Source organism: Paenibacillus zeisoli, assembly GCF_003994465.1.
Lineage (GTDB): Bacteria > Bacillota > Bacilli > Paenibacillales > Paenibacillaceae > Fontibacillus > Fontibacillus zeisoli.
Genome location: NZ_RZNX01000001.1, coordinates 828,336 through 852,098, shown reverse-complemented (window position 1 = coordinate 852,098; position 23,763 = coordinate 828,336). Strand labels below are relative to the sequence as shown.

General features: G+C 47.7%; 26 protein-coding genes. 24 read left to right on the top strand and 2 right to left on the bottom strand.

The window, feature by feature from the left end; translation table 11 throughout:
* Positions 1-41: 41 nt before the first annotated feature.
* The 18 genes from accB to EJP77_RS03980 all read left to right on the top strand — a co-directional run bounded on the left by accB (position 42) and on the right by EJP77_RS03980 (position 16,460).
* Positions 42-542 (top strand): acetyl-CoA carboxylase biotin carboxyl carrier protein, encoded by a 501-nt coding sequence (gene accB / locus EJP77_RS04065; protein WP_127197867.1) that lies wholly within the window; start codon positions 42-44, stop codon positions 540-542.
* Between the two features lie 58 nt (positions 543-600).
* Positions 601-1,944: an acetyl-CoA carboxylase biotin carboxylase subunit gene (gene accC / locus EJP77_RS04060; protein ID WP_127197866.1), complete on the top strand. Its 1,344-nt coding sequence runs from the start codon at positions 601-603 to the stop codon at positions 1,942-1,944.
* A gap of 114 nt (positions 1,945-2,058) precedes the next feature.
* Positions 2,059-2,466, top strand: a complete 408-nt coding sequence (locus EJP77_RS04055; RefSeq protein ID WP_127197865.1) for an Asp23/Gls24 family envelope stress response protein — start codon at positions 2,059-2,061, stop codon at positions 2,464-2,466.
* Between the two features lie 71 nt (positions 2,467-2,537).
* The gene (gene amaP / locus EJP77_RS04050) at positions 2,538-3,077 is read left to right on the top strand and encodes an alkaline shock response membrane anchor protein AmaP (RefSeq protein ID WP_127197864.1); all 540 of its coding nucleotides are present in this window, start codon (positions 2,538-2,540) and stop codon (positions 3,075-3,077) included.
* 2 nt (positions 3,078-3,079) lie between these two features.
* Positions 3,080-3,325, top strand: a complete 246-nt coding sequence (locus tag EJP77_RS04045; protein WP_342772977.1) for a DUF2273 domain-containing protein — start codon at positions 3,080-3,082, stop codon at positions 3,323-3,325.
* 208 nt (positions 3,326-3,533) lie between these two features.
* A complete protein-coding gene (nusB, locus tag EJP77_RS04040) occupies positions 3,534-3,980 on the top strand; it encodes a transcription antitermination factor NusB (protein WP_127197862.1) in 447 nt (148 codons plus the stop codon).
* 32 nt (positions 3,981-4,012) lie between these two features.
* Complete coding sequence (gene folD / locus EJP77_RS04035) at positions 4,013-4,870, top strand: bifunctional methylenetetrahydrofolate dehydrogenase/methenyltetrahydrofolate cyclohydrolase FolD (RefSeq protein WP_127197861.1); 858 nt, start codon at positions 4,013-4,015, stop codon at positions 4,868-4,870.
* A gap of 80 nt (positions 4,871-4,950) precedes the next feature.
* A complete protein-coding gene (gene xseA, locus EJP77_RS04030) occupies positions 4,951-6,276 on the top strand; it encodes an exodeoxyribonuclease VII large subunit (protein ID WP_425464225.1) in 1,326 nt (441 codons plus the stop codon).
* A complete protein-coding gene (gene xseB / locus EJP77_RS04025) occupies positions 6,254-6,508 on the top strand; it encodes an exodeoxyribonuclease VII small subunit (RefSeq protein WP_127197859.1) in 255 nt (84 codons plus the stop codon). Before xseA ends, xseB begins: the two co-directional genes overlap by 23 nt.
* 22 nt (positions 6,509-6,530) lie before the next feature.
* A complete protein-coding gene (locus EJP77_RS04020; protein WP_127198308.1) occupies positions 6,531-7,406 on the top strand; it encodes a polyprenyl synthetase family protein in 876 nt (291 codons plus the stop codon).
* A gap of 142 nt (positions 7,407-7,548) precedes the next feature.
* Positions 7,549-9,456: a 1-deoxy-D-xylulose-5-phosphate synthase gene (gene dxs / locus EJP77_RS04015; RefSeq protein ID WP_127197858.1), complete on the top strand. Its 1,908-nt coding sequence runs from the start codon at positions 7,549-7,551 to the stop codon at positions 9,454-9,456.
* A 39-nt stretch (positions 9,457-9,495) separates the two neighbouring features.
* Positions 9,496-10,341, top strand: coding sequence for a TlyA family RNA methyltransferase (locus EJP77_RS04010; protein ID WP_127197857.1), 846 nt, complete (start codon positions 9,496-9,498; stop codon positions 10,339-10,341).
* Between the two features lie 160 nt (positions 10,342-10,501).
* The gene (locus EJP77_RS04005) at positions 10,502-10,963 is read left to right on the top strand and encodes a hypothetical protein (protein WP_127197856.1); all 462 of its coding nucleotides are present in this window, start codon (positions 10,502-10,504) and stop codon (positions 10,961-10,963) included.
* A 28-nt stretch (positions 10,964-10,991) separates the two neighbouring features.
* Positions 10,992-11,441, top strand: a complete 450-nt coding sequence (gene ahrC, locus EJP77_RS04000) for a transcriptional regulator AhrC/ArgR (RefSeq protein WP_127197855.1) — start codon at positions 10,992-10,994, stop codon at positions 11,439-11,441.
* Between the two features lie 21 nt (positions 11,442-11,462).
* The gene (gene recN, locus EJP77_RS03995; RefSeq protein ID WP_127197854.1) at positions 11,463-13,181 is read left to right on the top strand and encodes a DNA repair protein RecN; all 1,719 of its coding nucleotides are present in this window, start codon (positions 11,463-11,465) and stop codon (positions 13,179-13,181) included.
* A gap of 119 nt (positions 13,182-13,300) precedes the next feature.
* Complete coding sequence (gene spoIVB / locus EJP77_RS03990; RefSeq protein ID WP_127197853.1) at positions 13,301-14,644, top strand: SpoIVB peptidase; 1,344 nt, start codon at positions 13,301-13,303, stop codon at positions 14,642-14,644.
* A gap of 201 nt (positions 14,645-14,845) precedes the next feature.
* Positions 14,846-15,661, top strand: coding sequence for a sporulation transcription factor Spo0A (gene spo0A / locus EJP77_RS03985; protein ID WP_127197852.1), 816 nt, complete (start codon positions 14,846-14,848; stop codon positions 15,659-15,661).
* A gap of 268 nt (positions 15,662-15,929) precedes the next feature.
* Positions 15,930-16,460, top strand: a complete 531-nt coding sequence (locus EJP77_RS03980; RefSeq protein WP_127197851.1) for a GNAT family N-acetyltransferase — start codon at positions 15,930-15,932, stop codon at positions 16,458-16,460.
* Positions 16,461-16,589: 129 nt separating this feature from the next.
* Here EJP77_RS03980 and EJP77_RS03975 read toward each other — a convergent pair whose 3' ends face one another.
* Positions 16,590-17,936, bottom strand: a complete 1,347-nt coding sequence (locus EJP77_RS03975) for a GH1 family beta-glucosidase (RefSeq protein WP_127197850.1) — start codon at positions 17,934-17,936, stop codon at positions 16,590-16,592.
* Between the two features lie 335 nt (positions 17,937-18,271).
* Between EJP77_RS03975 and EJP77_RS03970 the strand changes: the two genes are divergently transcribed.
* The 3 genes from EJP77_RS03970 to EJP77_RS03960 are packed head-to-tail and all read left to right on the top strand — an operon-like array spanning position 18,272 to position 19,616.
* Positions 18,272-18,649 carry a hypothetical protein gene (locus EJP77_RS03970; protein WP_127197849.1) on the top strand — a complete coding sequence of 126 codons (378 nt, stop codon included), beginning with the start codon at positions 18,272-18,274 and terminating at the stop codon, positions 18,647-18,649.
* Positions 18,650-18,686: 37 nt separating this feature from the next.
* A complete protein-coding gene (locus EJP77_RS03965) occupies positions 18,687-18,869 on the top strand; it encodes a hypothetical protein (RefSeq protein ID WP_127197848.1) in 183 nt (60 codons plus the stop codon).
* A 24-nt stretch (positions 18,870-18,893) separates the two neighbouring features.
* On the top strand, positions 18,894-19,616 hold the full coding sequence (locus tag EJP77_RS03960; RefSeq protein WP_246021670.1) for an SAM-dependent methyltransferase: 723 nt from the start codon (positions 18,894-18,896) through the stop codon (positions 19,614-19,616).
* 74 nt (positions 19,617-19,690) lie between these two features.
* On the opposite strand, the gene EJP77_RS03955 is transcribed toward EJP77_RS03960, so the two are convergent.
* Positions 19,691-19,993, bottom strand: a complete 303-nt coding sequence (locus tag EJP77_RS03955; protein ID WP_127198306.1) for a DUF2627 domain-containing protein — start codon at positions 19,991-19,993, stop codon at positions 19,691-19,693.
* A 212-nt stretch (positions 19,994-20,205) separates the two neighbouring features.
* Between EJP77_RS03955 and lpdA the strand changes: the two genes are divergently transcribed.
* The 3 genes from lpdA to EJP77_RS03940 all read left to right on the top strand — a co-directional run bounded on the left by lpdA (position 20,206) and on the right by EJP77_RS03940 (position 23,761).
* Complete coding sequence (gene lpdA / locus EJP77_RS03950; RefSeq protein ID WP_127197847.1) at positions 20,206-21,624, top strand: dihydrolipoyl dehydrogenase; 1,419 nt, start codon at positions 20,206-20,208, stop codon at positions 21,622-21,624.
* A 122-nt stretch (positions 21,625-21,746) separates the two neighbouring features.
* Positions 21,747-22,775: a thiamine pyrophosphate-dependent dehydrogenase E1 component subunit alpha gene (locus EJP77_RS03945; RefSeq protein WP_281278454.1), complete on the top strand. Its 1,029-nt coding sequence runs from the start codon at positions 21,747-21,749 to the stop codon at positions 22,773-22,775.
* A complete protein-coding gene (locus EJP77_RS03940; RefSeq protein WP_127197846.1) occupies positions 22,775-23,761 on the top strand; it encodes an alpha-ketoacid dehydrogenase subunit beta in 987 nt (328 codons plus the stop codon). Before EJP77_RS03945 ends, EJP77_RS03940 begins: the two co-directional genes overlap by 1 nt.
* Positions 23,762-23,763: the final 2 nt, after the last annotated feature.

Below are 23,763 nucleotides of genomic sequence, written 5' to 3'. Positions count from 1 at the left end.
CCAGGCTTGTGCGTTACAAAGCTGAAGGAGTGAAATTGACAATGTTCAAATTAAACGAAATCAAAGAGCTTATTAAATTGGTGGATCAGACTTCGATTCACGAACTTGAAATTGAAAATGAGGGAACTAGACTTGCGATTCGCAAGCCGGGCAAGACTGAAGTTGTACAAGTACAATCTGCAGCAGCTCCCGTTCATGTAACAGCGGCGCCGGCAGCAGTTCAGATTCAGCCGCCAGCAGAGCAAGCCACGGCTGCAGTGTCCGGTGGATCTGCCCAGCAATTGCAGGAGGCCAAAGCGAATTTACATACGATCGTCTCCCCTATGGTAGGTACATTCTATCGTTCCTCTTCGCCAGATAAGGCTCCTTATGTCAATCTCGGCGACAAGGTCAGCGACAAGACCACGGTCTGCATTATCGAAGCGATGAAGCTGATGAATGAGCTTGAGGCTGAAGTTAAAGGGGATATTGTTGAAATCTTGGCCGAGAATGGCCAGCTTGTGGAATATGGACAGCCCCTCTTTCTGGTGAAGCCGGAGTAATGAACGTAAGAAGGCGGTTTTATCACGCTATCTTTAGGGTGCCAAGGAGGATGCAGACTTGAAATTTCATAAAATACTAATTGCCAACCGCGGTGAAATCGCGGTTCGTATTATTCGGGCTTGCCGGGAACTGGGTATTCAGTCCGTAGCCGTATATTCAGAAGCGGACAAGGATTCCCTCCATGTCCGATTGGCGGATGAAGCCTATTGTATCGGCCCAACCCTGTCCAAAGACAGTTATTTGAATTTTACGAATCTGATGAGTGTTGCTACACTCACTGAGTGTGATGCGATCCACCCGGGATATGGATTTCTGGCCGAGAATGCGGATTTCGCAGAGATTTGTGGATCTTGCAATATTACATTTATAGGCCCATCTCCGGATGCGATCACCCGAATGGGGGATAAGGCTGTCGCCAAGCAGACGATGATCGAGGCGAATGTACCGGTTATTCCAGGTTCGGACGGATTGATCGAGGATATGGATCAGGCTGTTATGGTGGCACGTGATATCGGCTACCCTGTTATTATCAAGGCAACAGCCGGCGGCGGCGGTAAAGGAATCCGGATTGCTGAAGATGAGGATTCTCTGATCCAGCAGATTACTACTGCTCAGCAGGAAGCCCAGAAGGCTTTTGGTAATGCAGGAGTATACCTGGAGAAATACCTTACAGGCATGAAGCACGTAGAGATTCAGATCATTGCCGATAAACATGGAAATGTAGCCTATTTGGGAGAACGGGATTGTTCCGTTCAGCGCCGCAGACAGAAGCTGGTGGAAGAAGCCCCATGTCCTATACTAAGTCCTGAGAAGCGCAAGGAGATGGGAGAGGCAGCAGTAAGGGCTGCACAAGCCGTTGACTATTCAGGTGCCGGAACGCTTGAATTTCTGCTGAGTCCTGATGGACAATTCTACTTTATGGAGATGAACACCCGAATTCAGGTTGAGCATCCCGTGACCGAGATGGTTACAGGAATAGACCTGATCAAGGAAATGATCTCTGTTGCTGAAGGGAATCCTTTATCCTTCTCTCAGGAAGATGTAGTTATTAACGGATGGTCTATTGAATGCCGTATTAATGCCGAGGATCCAGCGCGTAATTTCATGCCTGCTGCAGGCAAGATTGGTTTCTATCTGGCTCCGGGAGGACCAGGTGTACGCGTAGACAGCGGTGCATATCCTGGGTATGTGATAACGCCATTCTATGATTCCATGATCGCCAAATTAATTGTATGGGCTCCTACTCGTGAGGAAGCTATTGCCAAAATGAAGCGGGCGTTGTCCGAGTTTGCTGTAGAAGGAATCCATACGACGATTCCATTCCATCAGAAGCTGCTGGAGCATCCAACCTTCGTACGTGGGGATTTTGATATTAAATTTCTGGAAGAAAATGAGATTTAATAACTTGGACTCGGTTTGTCATAATGAACCCAAAATGATATAGTATTTATAATAAGTGCGCTTGCCTACTAGTGAGACATCCGCAAACTTATTGAGAGGTGGATGAGGACGACGATGAGTACATTTCCTACTGAATATGAGAAAACCGAAATTGGTGAAATCCAGATTGCACCTGAAGTCATTGAAGTAATAGCTGGCCTTGCTGCCGTTGAAGTTAAAGGTGTTGCAGGCATGAGCGGCGGCTTTGCCGGAGGCATCGCAGAGCTCCTGGGACGCAAGAATTTGTCCAAGGGAGTAAAGGTCGAAGTCGGTCAACTTGAAGCCGCAGTCGACGTTTCTGTGATCGTGGAATACGGGAACCGTCTTCCAGAAGTGGCAACCGAAATTCAGCGTAACGTCAAACGCTCTATTGAGACCATGACTGGGCTAACCGTTGTCGAGGTCAACGTACATATTCATGACGTTATCTTCAAGACGGCTGAGAAGATCGAGGAGTCGGAACTGAGCCACAGGGTGAAATAATGAATGCAGCGACTAACCCCTGACGATCAGCGTCAGGGGTTTACTATAATCTTAAGGTGGGTGCAGTTTCAGTGGCAAAAATCTTGGACAGACTTCTGCTGTTTATCTATAGTTTCAGCATTGGTATTCTATCCGTTATTGCGATTCTTCTCTTTACAGAAGCAGTTCCCTTCAGTATTGACAGCAGTCAGGAGAAGACTCTGCTGAATGTATCAATTGCAGTAGCAGCTGTATTGTTCCTGCTCAGCATCCGATTCTTCTATATTTCAATCCGGCGGGATAGAGCTTCATTGCCTTCTATTGACCAGCGGACGGAATTCGGGGATATCCAAATCTCAGTAGAGACGATTGAGAATCTGTCCCTCAAAGCTGCATCGCGGGTTAGAGGCATCAAGGATGTGAAGACTAGAATCAAGATTACCGAGTCGGGACTAAGCATTATCATTCGCGCGCTCGTGGACGGGGAGAGTTCCATTCCTACGCTGACCGAAGAAGTGCAGAGGCAGGTCCATGATCACGTTGAGGAGATTACGGGTATCCCGGTATCTTACGTCTCCGTGTATATTGCTAATCTTGTTCAGTCTCCTACGATCAAAAGCCGGGTTGAATAGGGGTGGATTTCAGGGTGCTCTGGAAACAAATATGGGAGAGTCACGGAGGACGCTTGCTCGGTCTAGCGACCGCCCTGTTACTATGTCCAATCTATCTGTTTTTCGGGTTTTGGAACATGCTTTTCTGCGCGCTGCTCTTGTATGTCGGTTATACAATCGGTAAGTATAAAGATCTTGGCCAAGGTTCGTTCATCCCATGGGCGGAGATACGTGATTGGCTTGGTGCGCGCTGGCGTCCTTTTAAATGATTCCTGTGATATGCTTTCTCCGAAAAAAACTGCTGCTATACGGAGTGCCAAGATTATTTCCGTATAATTCTGCTCATTTTTTTGTTGCGGAGAGCATTTCACGGGTTTTTTTCTGTCAATAGTCATGCAAACTAGATCAAGAACTAATAATAATCACATCCAAGAATTTAAGCAGGATGTCCAGAGGTGAACCTCGAGGAGGAAATTAATGAAAAGACGATTAGCTAGAGAAATTGCGGTACAAAGCTTGTACCAAATGGAAATGAATGAAGTAGAAGCAACTGAGGCCGTAACGATGCTTTTGTCTGAAGCTGGTGGAGAGAATGAAAGTGAAGTCGAACTAAGCGACATGGGGACACCTGAGTTCGTTCTTGAACTTGTCAATGGCGTATGGGAGAAGAAAAGCGAAATTGATGTACTTCTCGGAGATTATCTGAAAGGTTGGCAGATCAGCCGGTTATCCAGGGTGGACCGTCAAGTTCTGCGTCTTGCGGCTTATGAGATGATCTACCGTGACGACGCGCCTGCCAAAGTTGTTGTGAATGAAGCTATTGAACTGGCTAAACATTTCGGAACAATCGAATCCGGCAAGTTCGTGAATGGGGTACTGGGGAAAATGATCCAGGATATTGCCGAGCTGAAGAGTAAGCAGTAGAACTGAATTATCTAAGGAGAGGGAGAGAGAATATGACGGCAGCAATAATTAGCGGTAAACAGGTAGCTGAGGAGATTCGTCAAGGACTTCGTGAGGAGATGGAGAGACTGGCAGATAAGGGATTTAAGCCAGGTCTTGCGGTAGTGATCGTTGGGGAAGACCCTGCATCTCAAGTCTATGTACGCAATAAAGACAAGGCATGTCATGACCTTGGTTACTATTCTGAGGTTCACAAATTGGAAGAGTCAACAAGTCAGGAAGAGCTATTGGCTCTGGTAGATAAGCTGAATCAACAGGACAATATCCATGGTATTCTCGTGCAGCTTCCACTGCCTAAGCATATTGACGAGAAGTCTGTTATCAACGCCATTGCCGTGGAAAAAGATGTGGATGGGTTCCATCCGGTCAATGTGGGTAATTTGGTTATTGGGGATGACAGTCTGCTTCCTTGCACACCTGCAGGTGTAATTGAACTCATTAAACGCACAGGTCTTGAAATCGCCGGCAAGCATGCTGTAGTCGTCGGACGCAGTAACATTGTAGGCAAACCTGTGTCCCTTCTGCTGCAGCGTGAGAATGCTACCGTGACGATGTGTCATTCCCGGACAGCCAACATGAAGGAGCTTACACTTCAGGCGGATATTCTGGTTGTTGCCGTCGGTAAAGCGAATTTTATTGATGCTTCCTATGTAAAACCGGGTGCGGTAGTCATCGACGTAGGTGTGAACCGACTGGAGAACGGCAAGCTTGCCGGTGACGTGGATTTCGAAAGTGTAAAAGAAGTATCCGGTCCGATTACACCTGTACCAGGCGGAGTAGGCCCTATGACTATTACGATGCTGATGAATAATACGATGATTGCAGCCAAGCGCCTTAGCGGTCTGGAATAATCCATCTTTTCTAACTTAAAGGGGGTATCCCCGTGAACCAAAGAATCTTCTCAGTTAAGGAATTGAATCGATATATCCGAATGAAGCTGGAGTCGGATACCCTGCTGTCCGAAGTATGGATCCGGGGAGAGATCTCCAACTTCACGCATCATTCGAGCGGACATATGTACTTTACCTTAAAGGATGCGGACAGCCGGATTAAGAGCATTATGTTCGCTTCCCATAACCAGCGGCTGCCCTTTATTCCGAAAGAGGGCTCAAGAGTAATTGCTAGAGGGAATGTCTCCGTCTACGAGAGAGACGGGCAGTATCAATTCTATGCGACCCATATGCAGCCCGACGGCATCGGGAGTCTGTACCTGGCTTACGAGCAGCTGAAGAAGAAGCTGGAAGACGAAGGGCTGTTCGAGCAGTCCCGCAAAAGAGCACTACCCCGCTATCCGAAGACAATTGGTGTAATTACGTCCCCTACGGGCGCGGCAGTGCGTGATATTATCATCACCCTGCAGCGGCGTTATCCACAGGTGCCGATTATTCTGCATCCGGTACTTGTGCAGGGCAAGCAGGCAGCGCCATCGATTGTGAAGGCGCTTCGGACGCTGAACAGGATGGGGGAGGCCGACGTGATTATTGTCGGCCGGGGCGGGGGCTCACTCGAGGAGCTCTGGGCTTTCAACGAGGAGAGTGTCGCCCGCGCTATTTACGAATCGGCGATTCCCGTCATCTCGGCCGTAGGCCATGAGACTGACTTTACGATAGCCGATTTCGTGGCAGATCTGCGCGCAGCCACGCCTACGGCAGCGGCCGAGCTGGCTGTGCCGCATGCCGCCGAGCTGCGGGCGCTGCTCGGCCAGCGCGAGCGGGAGCTTCAGCAGGGGCTGAAGCACCGACTGGCTCGCGCCCGCGAGCGGCTCGCGCGCCTGCAGCGCTCGCCGGTGCTGGTGCATCCGCGGCGCAGCCTGCTCCAGCACGCCGAGCGGCTCGACATGCTGAAGCATCGTCTCGCTACCCGCATGCATTCGCGCGCGCTCTTAACGAGCGAGCGGCGCGGCCGACTGCATGCGAGGCTCCTGCGGTTCCATCCGCAGGAGCAGCTGCAGTACGCGAAGCGGCGTCAAGCGGACGCCGCAAGGCAGCTCCGCCAGGGAATGCTGGCGGTGCTTAAAGACAGGTCTGCCCAGCTGACAGCCGGGGTACGCCAGCTTGATGCGCTGAGCCCCCTTAAGGTGATGGGCAGGGGTTATAGCTTGGTCTATGATGAACAAGGTTCACGATTAATTAAATCGCTGGATGAGGTCCAACCTGGAGATATGCTGAAGATCAAAGTCACCGATGGTGAACTGGACTGTCAGGTATGGGGGATGCAGCGGGAAGGAGACGGGCATGGAACAGGAGAAGGACATTAATTTTGAAGAAGCCATGAGTCAATTGGATGAGATTGTCTCCCAGCTTGAGCATGGTGATGTACCGCTAGAGACGGCAATCGATCTGTTTCAGCGAGGTATGCTGCTTTCCCAGCTCTGCGGTCAGAAGCTGGCAGAGGTGGAGCGGAAGATTGAGATGATTGTTGAATCAGATGGGGAGATTACGAAGAAGCCTTTTGCAGCTCCAGTGGAAAGCGGTGAATCCGGTGAGTAATCTGCCATCTTTTGAATCCTATATGGAAGAGATCAATAAGCTGGTCACAGATGGACTTCAGGAGTTTATTCCGGGGGAGTGGGCCGTCCCCTCCTCTCTTCTTGAGGCCATGCGGTATTCTCTTATGGCAGGAGGCAAACGTATTCGTCCACTGCTCGTCATTGCTGCGGCGGAGTCGCTGGGTGGAAGCCGTGAAGCGGCACTGCCCGTCGCCTGCGCCGTAGAAATGGTACATACGTATTCGTTGATCCACGACGATCTTCCGGCTATGGACAACGATGATTTCCGTAGGGGAAAGCCTACGAATCATAAGGTGTTCGGTGAGGCTTCGGCGATCCTTGCGGGCGATGGACTTCTGACTCATGCCTTCTACAGCATTGCCCAGGCAAGCCGGAGATATCATGTTCCTGCAGAGAACACACTAGCCATCGTGGAAGAAATGTCTGTGTTCGCCGGGCCTAAAGGAATGGTTGGCGGACAGGCTGCGGATATGGAAGGTGAGCAGGGAATAACAAGTCTTGATCAGCTGAAATATATCCATACCCATAAGACAGGTGATCTTATCGTCTTCTCCTTGAAGGCAGGAGGCCGAGTAGCCTCCGCTTCTTTGGAGCAGCTTAGAGCACTTGAGACTTTCGGGCGTAGCATTGGCCTTGCCTTCCAAATCCAGGATGATATTCTGGATCTGATTGGAAATGAGGAAAAGTTGGGTAAGAAGACACAAAGCGATGTAGCGATGAACAAAGTGACGTACCCTTACTTTATTGGGCTCGAGGAGTCGAGGGCTGAAGTTGATCGGCTTACCAAGCTTGCCAAGGAAGCCATTGGGGGCGGAACGATTCCAAACCCGGATCGACTGCTCCAGATTGCCGATTTTCTGCTCAATCGCGATCATTAAAGATCAGATATGGGACATAAGGAGTAGGCTAGCATGCGAGAATTATTGCAGCGCTTACTTTTGTGGTATAATGATCACGATTAGCAGAGGGAAATCTGCACTACACCACGACAAATCCAAATTAAGAAAGCGGGGAAATCATGTGCTGCTTTCACAAATTCATGAACCCAATGATTTGAAAAAATATTCTGTAGATGAGCTGGACAGCATTGCCATGGAAATACGCCAGTTCTTGATCCAGAAGCTGTCTGCAACGGGCGGACATCTTGCTCCTAACTTGGGCGTCGTGGAGCTTACGCTTGCACTCCACTACTGTTACAACAGTCCTGACGACAAATTTATTTTTGACGTCGGTCATCAGGCTTATGTCCACAAAATTTTGACAGGTCGGATGGATCAATTCGATACGCTCCGCAAGTACAAAGGTTTAAGCGGTTTTGTGAAGCGTAACGAGAGTGAGCATGACGTCTGGGAAGCGGGTCACAGCAGTACCTCTCTATCGGCCGCAATGGGAATGGCGCTTGCGCGAGACCTAAAGGGCGGGACGAACAAGGTTGTTGCAATTATCGGCGATGGGGCCCTCACAGGCGGCATGGCATTTGAAGCTATGAACCATATTGGCCATGAGAAGAAGAATCTTATGGTTGTTCTGAACGACAACGAAATGTCGATTGCTCCGAATGTTGGCGCCATGCATAATTATTTGAGTAAAATCCGCTCGGATCGCACCTATCTGCGTGCTAAAGACGAAGTGGAGCTTCTGCTTAAGAAGATTCCGGCCATTGGTGACAAGCTTGCCAAGACAGCAGCTAACCTAAAGGATAGCCTCAAGTACATGATTATGAATGGTGTGCTGTTTGAAGAGCTTGGTTTTACCTACCTGGGTCCTGTAGATGGACATGATCTGCCTAAGTTGATCGAAGCTTTTAAACAAGCAGATAACGTTACGGGCCCTGTACTTGTTCATGTACTTACTACGAAAGGCAAGGGGTATTCACCGGCCGAAGCGGATTCACACAAATGGCATGGCATCTCACCATACAAGATTGAGTCCGGTCAAGTGCTGAAGGCCGTGGGAAATCCGATGTACACGGAAGTGTTCGGTCAGACTTTGATTGAGCTTGCCGAGCAGGATCCACGTATTGTTGCGGTTACTCCTGCTATGCCGGGTGGATCAGGTCTTCTGAAGTTCGCAGACAAGTTCCCTGGACGGATGATTGATGTGGGTATCGCCGAGCAGCATGCAGCAACTATGTGTGCAGCTCTGGCTATGGAAGGGATGAAGCCCGTATATGCGGTATATTCCACTTTCATGCAGAGAGCTTATGACCAAATCGTGCATGATATTTGCAGACATAATGCTAACGTCATGTTTGCCATTGATCGAGCAGGATTCGTAGGTGCAGACGGGGAAACGCATCAAGGTGTGTATGATATTTCCTTTATGCGCCATATTCCGAATATCGTCATGATGATGCCTAAGGATGAGAATGAGCTTCGGCACATGATGAAGACGGCTCTTGAATATAATGATGGACCTATCGCCTATCGTTATCCCAGAACCAATGTGCTCGGAGTCCCTATGGATGCGGAGTTGGTTCCTATCCCAATTGGAACTTGGGAGAAAGTGCGGGAAGGGGATGGCGTTGCCATTCTTGCGGTCGGGACGATGGTCCAGGTAGCGGAGGAAGCGGCGGATCAGCTGAAACGTGAAGGGATTCAAGCAGCAGTTATTAATGCAAGATTTATTAAGCCGCTGGACGAAAGTATGCTGCTGGAGCTTGCAAAGACTCATGGTAAAATGATTGTCATTGAAGAATCGTCGATTGCGGGTGGACTAGGAAGTGCGATCCTGGAATTCTATGCCCAGCAGGGTATTTCTGGCCTGGACATCCGGTTGATGGGCGTTCCGGACAAGTTCATTGAGCACGGAAGCATCAAGGAGCAATGTCAAGAGGTTGGTCTTACAGTCGAAGCCTTGACCCAGCAAGTTCAGAAGCTGCGGAATGATCATCATTTCGCTTTTGGTAAAAAGACGCTGCCTTCCTAGGCAGCTTCTTTGATTAAGTCAAGAATACAGGAGATGAACATGGCGGGTTCTAAAGAACGGATTGATGTCCTGCTTGTGGAGCAAGGTTTTTTTGAAAGCAGAGAGAAGGCAAAGGCGGCCATAATGGCCGGTCTGGTATATGGGGATACGGAACGGATTGAGAAGGCCGGAACCAAGATCCCACGTGAGACCCAGCTTACTGTGAAGGGGGCCATTCACCCCTATGTTAGCCGTGGAGGACTGAAGCTGGCTAAGGCAATAGATAAATTCGGACTGGATATGAATGAACGAGTTATGCTTGATATCGGCGCATCTACGGGTGGATTTACCGACTGCGCACTTCAGAACGGGGCAGCCTATGTCTACGCAATTGATGTAGGCTATAACCAACTGGATTGGTCGCTTCGTAATGATGAACGCGTCAATGTCAAGGAACGGATGAATTTCAGATATATGACACCTGAAGATCTGGATGGTCCAGCTCCAGATTTTGCAAGCATCGATGTATCCTTTATTTCCCTCAAATTAATACTGCCTCCTCTTAAGGCACTTCTTAAGCGGCCAGCAGATATTGCTGCTCTGATTAAGCCTCAGTTCGAGGCTGGAAGAGACAAGGTGCCCAAAACCGGAGTGGTTCGGGATGCCAAGGTGCATCGGGAAGTGCTCGAGCAGGTGCTCACTTTTGCGGCTGAGGAGGGCTTTCTGATTAGAGGCCTTACGTTCTCCCCCATTACTGGCGGGGAGGGAAATATAGAGTTCTTGGTTCATCTTCGCCTTGAGCCCGAGGGAGAACCGGTAGAGGGAGACCTTAAAGTAAATATATTGGAACTCGCACACAAAGTAGTTGAAGAAGCCTCCAGTACATTTACCACCCAGAAACAATAAAGCCGCTGCTAACAGCGGCTTTTTATTTGGGATTGAAACTTTTTTAAGAAATCTTGTATAATGAGAACAAATGTTTCTTATTTAGCGATATACCGTATATTTATGTAACAGATAAAGGAGCAAATCCTGATCTCGTCGAATTACCTTTTGAGGTGATGGAATGAGTATGCAAGCAGATGGATTTTTAATGGTTATTATCGCAGCCTTTCTGTTGTTCCTGATCTATAGGAGTGTGCAGTCTTGGCTGCGCAAGCCGGCAGTATTAAGACGAGGGCTTCAATTTGAGCTAAATGAAGATATTGCTGATCATCCTGAAGTGGATTTGTTAAGGGAGCATGGCTACGAGGTGATCAGCGGCAAGCTGCGAGTTCCCCTTACTTTCATGGTCAATCATACGAAGCTGAACAGCCGGCTATTTATTGATTATGTGGCCACTCGGGATGACGAACTTTACCTTGTACGAACCGCTCGTGCAAGACAGCCTATTGAATGGACTGGCAGCGGCATTCGCAAAGAGCTTTTACCTTTTCTCTTGTTATATCCAGATTGTTCAGGTTTATTATATATCGATGCCGAGCATAGTGAAATTAAAGTCATCTTACTGGATTCTGATGATGAATAAGCCGACTTAGGCATTTACGGAGGAATTTATGAAGGGTCAAAGACATATCAAAATTCGTGAAATTATTACCGGTCAGGAAATTGAAACCCAGGATGAGCTGGTAGAAGCCCTGCGCAAAGCCGGTTATCAAGTGACCCAAGCTACAGTATCCCGGGATATCAAGGAACTTCTGCTCATTAAAGTTCCCATGGATGATGGAAGGTACAAATATTCCTTGCCCATCGACCAAAGGGCTAATCCGATACAAAAGCTGAAGCGTTATCTAGTCGACAGTTTTGTTCACATTGACTATACGGGGAACCTGGTTGTTATGAAGTGTCTGCCAGGGACGGCTAATTCCGTAGCGGTACTTATAGATAATATGGAGTGGCCGGAGATACTTGGGACGATTTGCGGAGATGATACCATACTGATTATTTGCCGCACGGAAGAATATAGCAAGTCCATTATTAATCAAATTATGAGTTTTATTCCGTAAAAGGCGGACGGAGGTGCGCTCGTGTTAGTTCACTTGTCAATAAGAAATCTGGCCGTAGTTGAATCCGTTGATGTTACCTTTCATCAAGGCTTTCATGTTCTTACCGGGGAGACCGGTGCAGGCAAATCCATAATTATTGATGCTCTTGGCTTTATTGCGGGCGGGCGAGGATCCGCTGATCTGATTCGGTATGGATGCGACAAGGCAGAGATTGAAGCTTCCTTTGATCTTCAGTCCGCCCATCCGGTATGGAAGAGCCTTGAAGGCCTGGGTATTCACGCAGATTCGTCCGAAGAACTGATTATTCGCAGGGAGATCAGTGCTGCAGGAAAGAGTATCTCCAGAATTAATGGCCAAATGGTAAATTTGAGCATGCTTAGGGAAATTGGAGATCAACTAATCAACATTCACGGACAGCATGAACACCAGACGCTGCTCCGTCCGGAGCGTCATCTTCATTTGCTGGATGCATTCGGATCGGACACTCTTGCTCCGCTCAAAGCAAGTTATCAGGCAACCTATTCCTCTTTTGTGAAAGTGGAGAAAGAATGGAACGAGCTACAGAAATCCAGCCAGCAGACGTTCCAGATGCTGGATATGTATCGTTACCAGATTGATGAAATTGCAGCAGCCAAACTAAAAATTGGCGAAGATGAATTACTTGGGGAAGAAAAGGTCAAGCTATCCCATAGTGAGAAAATGATGGATTCCATTTCTGATGCATATGAGCTTCTATACGGCTCACAAGGACTTGAGGCTGTAGCGAAAGCAATTTCCCGATTTGAAGATATTGCAGGGTATGACACGAAAGGAATTGCGCCGATTCTGGAACAGCTGCAGTCTGCTTATTATCAGCTGGAGGATGCCTCGTTCGCTCTTCGTAGTTATCGAGATGCAATTGAAGTTAATCCGGGAAGATTAGATGAGGTACAGGAGCGGCTGGACTTCATTTCGACCTTGAAGCGCAAATATGGCGACAGTATTGATCGTATTCTTGCTTATTATGATCAGATCAAGCAGGAGACCGACTTGCTCGAGAATAAGGATGAAATTATCGAAAAGTTGAGGGATACACGGGAGCAGCTTTTGACGAAGCTGCTTGAAGAAGGCGAAGCTTTGAGCCAAGCGCGCCGGCGGTGTGCCGACGATCTGGCTGTTCAGATTGAGGCAGAACTTAAGGATCTTCAAATGGGCCGAACCTCACTCAAAGTCAAATTTGGCCGACTTGAGGATCCTTCCGGAGTGGAGTGGAAAGGTCAGCGCATTCGCTTAAGCCGGCAGGGGCTTGATACAGCGGAGTTCCTGATTTCACCGAATCCGGGTGAGCCCCTCAGACCCCTCGGTAAAATTGCTTCAGGCGGAGAGCTGTCACGTATGATGCTTGCGCTGAAGAGCATCTTTGCAAGGCATGATGAAGTGCCTGTGCTTATTTTTGACGAGGTCGACACTGGAGTCAGCGGCCGGGCTGCTCAGTCCATTGCAGAGAAGCTGTACAAGCTTTCGGCGACGTGCCAGGTATTCTCCATCACCCATCTTCCGCAGGTGGCTTGTATGGCCGATAATCAATATCTTATTGAGAAGACGGTTCAAGATGGGCGCACTATGACCCAAGTCGAGGAATTAACGGAGGAAGGTCGTGTGAAAGAGCTTGCCCGTATGCTCGGCGGAGTTGAGATTACGGAGAAGACTCTTCACCACGCGCAGGAAATGCTCGGAATGGCCAGTGACCAGAAGGCTTAGGTTACTTGCCGGAGTAATGATTGACAGTAATAAATGGCCTGCTCGGGGGTATCTTATAGGTACGCAATTGGCGACCACCTTTTCGTCAAGCGATAGAAGCTAAGGGAGCGTGACAGCCATTGAACCCGAACCTCAGGAAGAGACTGCTCGACCTTTTATTTGCCTTTTTCTTTTGTTTCTTAGGTACGGCAGCAGCAGGAGAGGTCAGCAATCCCCTCATGCCGAACGAACTTAGATTATTTGAGGGCGAGCTTGCCCGCATTGAATCAGCCCTTCCGGTTCTGGCACAGGTAAGTGTAGATCGACCGGATGTTGTACAGCTTGGTGGAAGTGCGCAGTCATCTAAAGCAAATGTTCCTTTCGGTAAAGGCAAGCCTTTGCTGCTTAGCTCACAATCCGCAGGAGAAGCACACCTACGCATGAAATTATTCGGTCAAATTCCTCTACGTACGGTAAAAGTGAATGTCATCCCCGATCTCAAGGTTATCCCGGGCGGACAGACCATTGGCGTGAAACTGAAATCATCAGGAATACTGGTTGTTGGGCATCATTTGGTAAGCACGTCCGGTAACTCAAAACAATCTCCAGGAGAAAAAGCTGGGCTTCAGCTCGGGGACCGAATTACCCATATGAATGGGATCGAATTGAAGGACGTTAAGGATGTTGCTTCAATTGTTGAACAGGCAGGCAAGCAGAACAAACCGCTCGAAGTAACTTACAAACGCGGTGATCGTGTTAACAGAACTACGTTGTCACCTGTTTTTGATGAGCAAGATAAGACTTGGCGTCTTGGACTCTATATTCGTGATTCGGCTGCAGGCGTGGGAACACTCACTTTTTATGCCCCCGAACAGGGTGTCTATGGAGCTTTAGGTCATGTTATTACGGACATGAATACACAGACCCCGATAGTTGTGGGCAGCGGTCAAATTGTTGAATCCAGTGTAACTTCCATTTCCAAGAGTGAGAACGGCGAACCTGGGGAGAAAAGAGCACATTTCATCAAAGAAGGCCGTGTGCTTGGAAATATTGAGCAGAACACCGATTTTGGGATATTTGGCAAAATGTCGATGAATCCCGAGCACAGTCTCTATGGTGAACCTATTCCTGTCGGTTTTGCGGAGAATATCAAAGAAGGTCCTGCTGAAATTCTGACTGTGGTAAGCGGCCAGAAAGTGGAAAGATACAGCATTGAAATTGTGCATGTCTCTGCTCAAAATGCACCACAGACCAAGGGAATGGTCATACGGATTACAGATCCGAGATTGGTCAATAAAACTGGGGGGATTGTACAGGGAATGAGTGGCAGTCCGATTATTCAGAACGGCAAGTTGATAGGTGCTGTTACTCATGTCTTCGTGAATGATCCCAAATCCGGTTATGGTTGCTTTATCGAATGGATGCTGCAGGATGCAGGTGTGATGATCAAGTCAGGGCAAGCGAGAAATCTTAAGGCGAGTTAGATGCCTTAAGATTTTTTTTGTCGAAAAATAAATTAATACGTCATGTATTGTAATAAATAAATTATTATAATATAGGGATTAAAAAAAATAAAGAAAAATAATTTTCGACGAAGGGATTCAGATCTTTGTGTCGAATCCATATATTAGGACATAAAAAGATAAGCGACACAAATACAGAATATTTTAAGGAGGACATGGAAATTGCAAAACATTGAGGTATTGTTGGCTGACGATAATCGGGAATTTACGAATTTACTAGCTGAGTATATTTCTGGACAGGATGATATGACCGTTTCAGGAATCGCTTACAACGGAGAAGAAGCACTTCAGATGATCGAGAACGGTTCTAAGATTCCGGATGTTCTGATTCTTGACATTATTATGCCTCACCTTGACGGTCTTGGCGTCCTTGAGCGCCTTCGTGATATGAACCTGTCTCCACAGCCTAAAGTGATTATGCTTACAGCTTTTGGTCAAGAGAACATTACCCAAAGAGCGGTTCAGCTTGGCGCTTCTTACTACATTCTTAAGCCTTTCGATATGGAAGTTCTTGCTCAGCGGATCCGCCAATTAGTCGGGGTTCCATCCCAAAGTCTAGCTGGCCAGATCTCATCTTCATCGTCCTCCTTGTTCAAATCCAACGTGGTCCCTATGGCCAAAGGTAAGAATCTCGATGCGAATATTACATCGATCATACATGAAATCGGCGTACCTGCGCATATTAAAGGATATCAATATTTGCGCGAAGCCATTACCATGGTGTACAACAACATTGAAATTCTGGGCGCCATTACGAAGACGCTCTATCCAGCTATTGCTGAGAAGTTCAAGACAACTCCGTCCCGGGTGGAAAGAGCCATTCGCCATGCCATTGAGGTAGCGTGGACCCGTGGGAACATCGACAGCATCAGTCACCTGTTCGGCTATACGATCAACATCAGCAAATCAAAGCCAACGAACTCGGAATTTATCGCCATGGTAGCCGACAAGCTTCGGATTGAGCATAAGGTGAGTTGAAAGGGTTAGGATCCTTGAGCAAAGAAATACGCGGATGCTTATAGCGTCTGTCCATTTTAAAAATCATTTCCGGAGACAGCAGCACCATGACTGTCACCGGGAGTGATTTTTTTTATAGAAAGTTCCTATAATGATTTCATAAAAGTTTATAACCTGTTCAAGGTAAATCATGTTAAAGTTAGGATATGACTATTCCATCTATATCAGTAGGTATAGTTGGTTAACAACGATATCGGTATCTTTAAGCTGGCTAATGGAGGAGAAAAATATGAGTAACAAACAGGATAAGTTAGTTATCCGAGATGCTGAGGTGGAGGATCGGGTATCGATCGAGAAACTTATGGTAGAAGCCTACGGTCAGTACGAGCATAGTATGCCCGAAGAGCGCTGGAGACCGTATATCCAGTCGATTCGTGAATCTGTATATAAAGAAGGACCAGCCGCGCGTATTGTAGCCGAGCTAAATGGAGAAATTGTAGGAAGTCTGCTTGTATTCTTATCCTCAGAAGAAGCTTACGGCCGCGCTGATCTGCAAATTGAATCCCCCATTATTCGCCTGCTTGCAACTTCCCCCAAAGCAAGAGGGAAAGGGATAGCAACTCAATTGATTAGCGAAACCGTTCGGAGAGCCAAGCTGTGGGGGGCAGACACCATTCATCTTCATACGTCTGATTTGATGGCATCAGCCATAAGATTATATGAGCATCTTGGCTTTGAACGTGCAAGAGATAAGGAAATGCAAAATGGAGACATTCTGGTGAAGTGCTACCGGCTTCAGCTCCAGCCGATTGAGGCTTAGTCAAGGACTTAATGGGTTGGACTCAGTCGATGAGAACCCCATGAAGAGAAAGGTTAATTGAACATGCAAAAAAGGAGCCTCTGATGACAGAAGCTCTTTTTTCGTACTTTTCATTAAGTATTATCAGGCTTAGACCTCGAAACCGTGTGAAGCGATCACTTGTTGATACCAATAATAGCTGTCTTTTGGCGTCCGTTTGTAGGTCTCGAAATTTACGTGTACGATACCAAATGGTTTGCTGTAACCGAAAGCCCATTCGAAGTTATCCATAAGCGACCACAGCATATATCCCTTGACATTAATTCCTGATTCAATGGCTCTTGAGAGCTGGAAGAGATGCTTTTGCAAATAGGCGATGCGCTTCGGATCGTGCTGTTTGCCGTCTTCACTGGCTTCTGACTCGTAATAGGCCCCATTCTCTGTAATATAAATGGGGATGGAACCATACTCTTGGTTCACCCACTCCAGTACACTCAGGAAGCCTTGAGGATATATGTTCCAATCAAAATCCGTTGTGTCAAAGCCGCCGGCTACCGGCTCGAATTCCAGCATTCCCGCGTCTGGATTATTCTTTCCAACCCCACCTGTGTAGTAATTAATTCCAAGGAAGTCAATTGGTTGGTGAATAGTGTCCATATCCCCAGGCTGAACTGGAGGCTCGAAGCCTTTGGATTTGTACCAGCTCAGAACCCTTTCAGGGTAGATCCCTTTGAATACCGGATCGAAGAACCAGTTATTGAAGTACTCAAGTCGGCGCTGTGCGGCCTCAACATCCTGCTCCTGCTGACTAAAAGGCTCAAACCATTCGGTATTAGGAGCAAAGCCGATTTCTCCCTGGATTCCTAAATGTCTGAACGCTTTAACTGTCTTGCCGTGTGCAACCAGAATATGATGGGCAACATTCAGGGCAAGCTGGAAGTCCTTGTTGCCTGGAGCATGATCGCCAAGCTCGTTGGACAGGAAGGATACGCACCAAGGCTCATTAAATGTAATCCATTTGTTAATTTTGCCGTCAAATGACTTGAACATGGTCTCAGCATAGCGAACGAATGCATCTATCGTATCACGGGAATCCCATCCTCCGCGTTCCTGAAGAGCCTGGGGAAGATCCCAGTGGTACAAAGTACACATGGGCTCAATTCCATTAGCGAGCAATTCATCCACCAAACGGTGATAATAGTCCAGTCCTGCTTGGTTAACTTCACCATCTCCCTGAGGGAAAATACGAGGCCAAGCCACAGAGAAACGATAAGCTTTGGCTCCCAGTTCTTTAAGCAGGGCGACATCTTCCTGGTAGCGGTGATAACTGTCGCAAGCCCCTTCACCTGTGTCTCCGTTAAGCACTTTGCCAGGTGTTCGTGAGAAGACATCCCAGATGGATTCTCCACGTCCATCCACTTGGGTAGCCCCCTCAATTTGATAGGATGAGGTTGCAGATCCCCAGATGAAGTCCTGAGGAAAAGGTATTTTTGCCATACAAAGCTCTCCCTTCCACTTACCATATAAATTAGCAATATCCTTATAAACAAGCAATCGAAACCGATTTCGTTAATGCTTGTAAAACATATTATAATATATGACTGAGCAAATTCATACCGAATTATCTGCGAATTATGGCAGCTTGATTTCAAAAAGGTCTGCAGCCTTTTACCAGGAATAGGTTACAGACAGTAACTTTTCGGCTTGAAAAGCGTCAATATTGAAGTGGTTTAACCTAACGACATCTGATAATATAGATCAGTATTATTCATCACATCCAAGAGATCACATAGAAAGTTCATGTTAGCTGAAAGTAAGAAGGGAGTATTACAATGGCTTACCAGATTACGTATAAGGACAAAGACGATAACACGGATCAAATGAGAACGCATGCCACCTTCGCTGCGGCAGAGCAGGAGGCTAAGCAGCTTGAGGCCGACGGACATATGAATGTGGTTCTGGAATCGCCCCGTCGAAGGTCGGGACTGCCTAACTTAGTAGGTATTCTACTAAAAGTCATCGGAGTATTATTTTTGGCAGGAGGAATTCTGATCGGTGTGGTTACAGGCCGGGATAATTCTGCGGATGGCTTTGATCTCACGATCGCCATGGAATGGTGGGTACTCGCTGTGATGACGGCTGCTTTTTTCTATGGAATGGGTGAAATTGTAAATCTTCTTGACAGACTAGTAAAGAAATCTAATACTTAATATAGTGTGAAATCTTCTGAATCAGGAGGGCAAATATATGGAGAACGCCGACCTTTATCTGTCGGAGCTTGATAGAAGAGTTAGCGATGAAATAGCTGAGCTCCAAGCTCAGATTGATCAATTGAAAGCCGAGAATGCCCGGCTGCGCACAGCATTACTCAAAGCTTCAACTAGTCCATCCAAAATGTCGAGCAAGCTAAGGGATGCACTGTATGAATAAATCTTTTTTATGAGGTGAGCTGAGATGAGTAGAGATGAGATGAGCAGAGACAGCAAAAAGATGAATTTAGACTTGGACCGTATCGTGTTTATAGGACGAACGTATTCAGAGTACTTGAACATGTTTGATCTTCAGGAATCGGAGCTCGAGGGACGCGTAATTCTCGACTGCCCTGCAGGAGCGTGTTCATTTACTGCTGAAGGCAGCACACGTGGATATGATATTATGGCTGCGGATATTGCCTATCAATTTGGGCCTGATGAACTCGAATTAAAGGGAATTCAGGATCTTCAACATGCGAAGGCGCGTCTGGAAGAGGCACGAGAAGAGTACATTTGGGATTATTATGGGACCGTAGAGGGCCATCAGAAGTATAGAGAAGAAGCTTTGGCACACAGCTCCAATCACAGAAGGCAGTTCCCGGAGAAGTATAGTTATGTTGAATTTCCGAAGCTTCCTTTTGGGGATCAATCGGTTGACCTAACCTTGTCGGCACATTTTCTGTTTATGTATGCGGATCGCCTTAGCGAGCAATTTCATAAGGAATCTCTGCTTGAATTGATGAGAATCACCCGGGAGGAGATCCGAATATTCCCCTTGGTTGATCTTAGCAGCAGAAGGTATGAAGCTCTGAATAAATTGATCGAGTTGGCTGAGTCCAAGGGCTGGGCGGCTGAAGAAAGGAAGACAGATTACTGTTTTCAAAAAGGTGCTGACCATTATCTCAAACTGACCAATCAGGCATAAGACAAATATGAAAAAAGCCTCCGGAGTTCAATAACCGGGGGCTTTTGCTGTATGATCAGTTAATTTTGAAGACTCTAGACGATATGCTCGGTAGACTGGTTCTTGTTCTTTGTCTCCTGGAAGCGAGGACCGATATAACCTCGTTTGCGGTCACGGAAGAAGATCCAGCCCCCCAGGAAGGAGATCCCGGCCAGGAACATGACAAGTCCTTCTGTAAAGCTCAGCCAGTCAAAAGAAATATGTGTTAGCGAATCATCACCATGCATGTATAAATATTTGAATAAGGCGTCTTTCATAAATAGAAAACCGATCATGGCTATGATCCCTGGAATAACTAGAATCAGGACCGCGATGAACCGGGCGGTAAGTGTTCTCATACTCATGTCTTGGTTACCTTCCTGTACATTCAGATTAGATGAAATAGCGAATTGAACAGCGAACTTCAATTACTTTTATCATACCGTGTTCATCCTGTCCTGTCTATTTGAAAGCTCTTCAATTGTAGGTTTCATTCCATATCCGGCCAAAACGAGGTACAATATTAACCGAAGAACTGAAGAACCAAAGATTATGTTAGTGGAGGTCTCATATGACGATTACGTGCGATGTAGCTATACTGGGAGGCGGAACCGGTGGATATGTAGCGGCGATCCGGGCGGCTCAGCTTGGCAAGGAAGTTGTAATTATTGAACAGGACAAGCTGGGAGGAACCTGTCTTCACCGTGGATGCATTCCAAGCAAAAGCCTGCTGCGCAGTGCGGAACTGTATGCACAGATGAAGGACAGTGAAAGCTATGGGATCGAGACCAGCGGGGTTACGCTTGTATTTCCCAAAGTTCAGCAGCGCAAACAGGCGATTGTAGATCAGCTGCACGGCGGAGTTAAATATTTAATGCGCAAGAATAATATAAAAGTGATTGAAGGAACTGGCCGGGTCATCGGACCTTCGATCTTCTCTCCCAAGAGCGGGGCGGTTGCTGTTGAGCTTGCGGATGGGGAGATGGAGACGATTGTTCCCAGCCATCTGATCATAGCAACGGGCTCAAGACCACGCATGCTGCCAGGCCTAGAACCGGACGACCGCTATATTCTCAGCAGTGATGAGGCACTTACTTTAGAGGAACTTCCTGGCTCCATGATAATTGTTGGGGGCGGAGTTATCGGGGTGGAATGGGCTTCGCTGCTTAACGATTTCGGAGTGAAGGTTACCGTTATTGAAGCAGCAGATCAGCTGCTCCCTTCTGAGGATGCGGATATTGCCAAAGAACTGCAGAAGCTTCTGGTAAAGCGGGGCGTTAACGTTATAACGGGAACCAAGATCATCCCTGAGTCTGTACAAAAAGGGAATGGAGTTACGATCTCTGCCCAGCAAGGAGAGCAGACCATAGAGCTTCACGCAGATCAGCTGCTTCTCTCGATAGGACGGCAGGCCAATGTGGAGAATATCGGTCTTGAGAATACGGATGTTGGCCTTAAGAATGGGTTCATTCGTGTGAATGAACATATGCAGACCACGGAGCCCCATATTTATGCGATCGGTGACTGTATTGGAGGATTACAACTGGCACATGCGGCGAGCCATGAAGGCATCGCAGCTGCCCACCATTTAGCCGGTGAACCTACGCATGGGTATAACACGCTGCATATCCCGAGATGTGTATACACACGTCCTGAGGTTGCTTCTGTTGGACTTACGGAAAAAGAAGCCGTCTCGAAAGGATATACGATTAAGACGGGTAAATTTCCTTTCCAGGCTATTGGTAAAGCCCTCGTCTATGGGGACAAGGACGGATTCGTTAAGATTATTGCCGATGCTGCGACAAATGATATTCTCGGAGTACATATGATTGGTGCGCATGTTACGGACTTGATCGGGGAGGCAGCACTTGCACAGGTGCTTGATGCCACGCCTTGGGAGATTGGTCAAGTGGTTCACGCCCATCCAACGTTAGCTGAGATATTGGGCGAAGCCGCGCTGGCTGTGGACGGACGAGCTATTGGTATCTAGTCTTAAGTGAAATGTTTTCTTTTTGCAAGAAAACAGCTTATAATAGAGTTATTCCTAGTCTTAGTACCAGGTTATAAGATGAGACTGCTACCCTCGTCTCAATATGAAGGAGGTAACTCCCTGTGAATGCTAAATCTCATGTAAAGACAGAAACAAGACACGAGCAGCTCGGCCTATCTAATGCCGAAGTGATCGATATGTACAGATATATGCTGCTTGCGCGTAAATACGATGAACGCAGCTTGCTGCTTCAGCGGGCAGGCAAAATCAATTTCCACGTATCCGGAATCGGACAGGAGGCTGCGCAAGTGGGTGCTGCTTTTGCCCTTGACCGGGAACGTGATTATTTCCTTCCGTATTACCGTGATTATGGCTTTGTGCTCGCCGCTGGGATGAGTCTCAGAGAGCTTATGCTCTCTGTATTCGCCAAAGCCGAGGATCCTAACAGCGGAGGCCGCCAAATGCCGGGACACTTCGGCAGCAAGCGTCTTCGTATCGTGACCGGATCAAGTCCTGTGACCACTCAGGTGCCTCACGCAGTAGGGATTGCCCTGGCAGCCAAAATGCAAAAGAAAGATATCGTTTCTTTTGTCACATTTGGGGAAGGATCCAGCAACCAGGGAGACTTCCATGAGGGCTGTAACTTTGCTGGCGTTCAGAAGCTGCCTGTCATTATTATGTGTGAGAACAATCAATATGCGATTTCGGTTCCGATTCAGAAGCAGCTGGCGGGTAAAGTCAGTGACCGGGCGCTGGGGTACGGTTTTCCCGGTGTACGGGTCGATGGAAACGATGCGCTTGAGGTATATCGCGTCGTGAAGGAAGCACGCGAACGTGCCGTGCGCGGAGAAGGGCCGACTCTGATTGAAGCTATGATGTACCGTCTCTCTCCGCACTCTACTTCAGATAACGATCTTGCCTATCGTACGAAAGAAGAAGTCGATGAGAATTGGAAGAAGGACGGACTTCCGAAGATGAAGCAATATCTGATCGATTGCGGGATTTGGAGTGAGGAGCAGGATGCTGCTCTATCCACAGAAATTGCCCAGCAGCTCAAAGAAGCTATCGATTCGGCTGACAAGGCTCCGTTCCCACTACCGGAGGATACGCTGCTTCACGTGTATGCCGATAATGAAGGAGATGTTCGCTAATGCCGGTTATGGAATATATCGATGCCATTCGCCTCGCCATGAAAGAGGAGATGGAACTGGATGAGAATGTGTTTGTGTTAGGTGAGGACGTTGGGCTGAAGGGCGGGGTATTTACTACGACCAAAGGGCTTCAGGAGCAATTTGGTGAACAGCGTGTGCTCGATACTCCGCTTGCGGAATCTGCTATTGCAGGTGTAGCAATTGGTGCAGCGATGTACGGCATGAAGCCCATTGCGGAAATGCAATATTCCGACTTCATGCTTCCTGCCACGAATCAGATCATTAGTGAAGCTGCCAAAATTCGGTATCGCTCCAATAATGACTGGAGCTGCCCTTTGGTTGTTCGCGCTCCGATCGGCGGGGGAATCTTTGGGGGGCTGTACCATTCCCAGTGCCCCGAATCGATCTTTTTTGGTACGCCGGGGATTAAGATTATTGCCCCTTACTCGGCCTACGATGCGAAGGGACTACTCAAAGCTGCAGTTAGAGACCCAGATCCTGTTCTCTTCTTCGAGAACAAGAAATGTTATAAGCTGATCAAGGAAGATGTACCGCTGGACGATTATATTGTGCCTATCGGGAAAGCGAATGTCATTCGTGAAGGCTCGGATATAACAGTGATTGGCTACAGCCTTCCTCTGCATTTTGCGATGCAGGCTGCTGAGGAGCTCGCTACAGAGCAGGGAATTAGTGCCCACATTCTGGATCTGCGCACCTTGCAGCCGCTTGATAGGGAAGCTATTATCGACGCTGCCCGCAAGACGGGTAAAGTGTTGATTATTCATGAAGATAACAAGACAGGCGGCGTAGGCGCAGAAGTATCGGCGATCATCTCCGAAGAGTGTCTGTTCGAGCTTGATGCCCCGATCAAGCGCTTGTGCGGTCCGGATGTGCCTGCGATGCCGATCAGCCCTCCGATGGAGAAATTCTTCATGCTGAGCAAGGATAAAGTCAAAGAGGCAATGCTGGAGCTGGCCTTATATTAAGA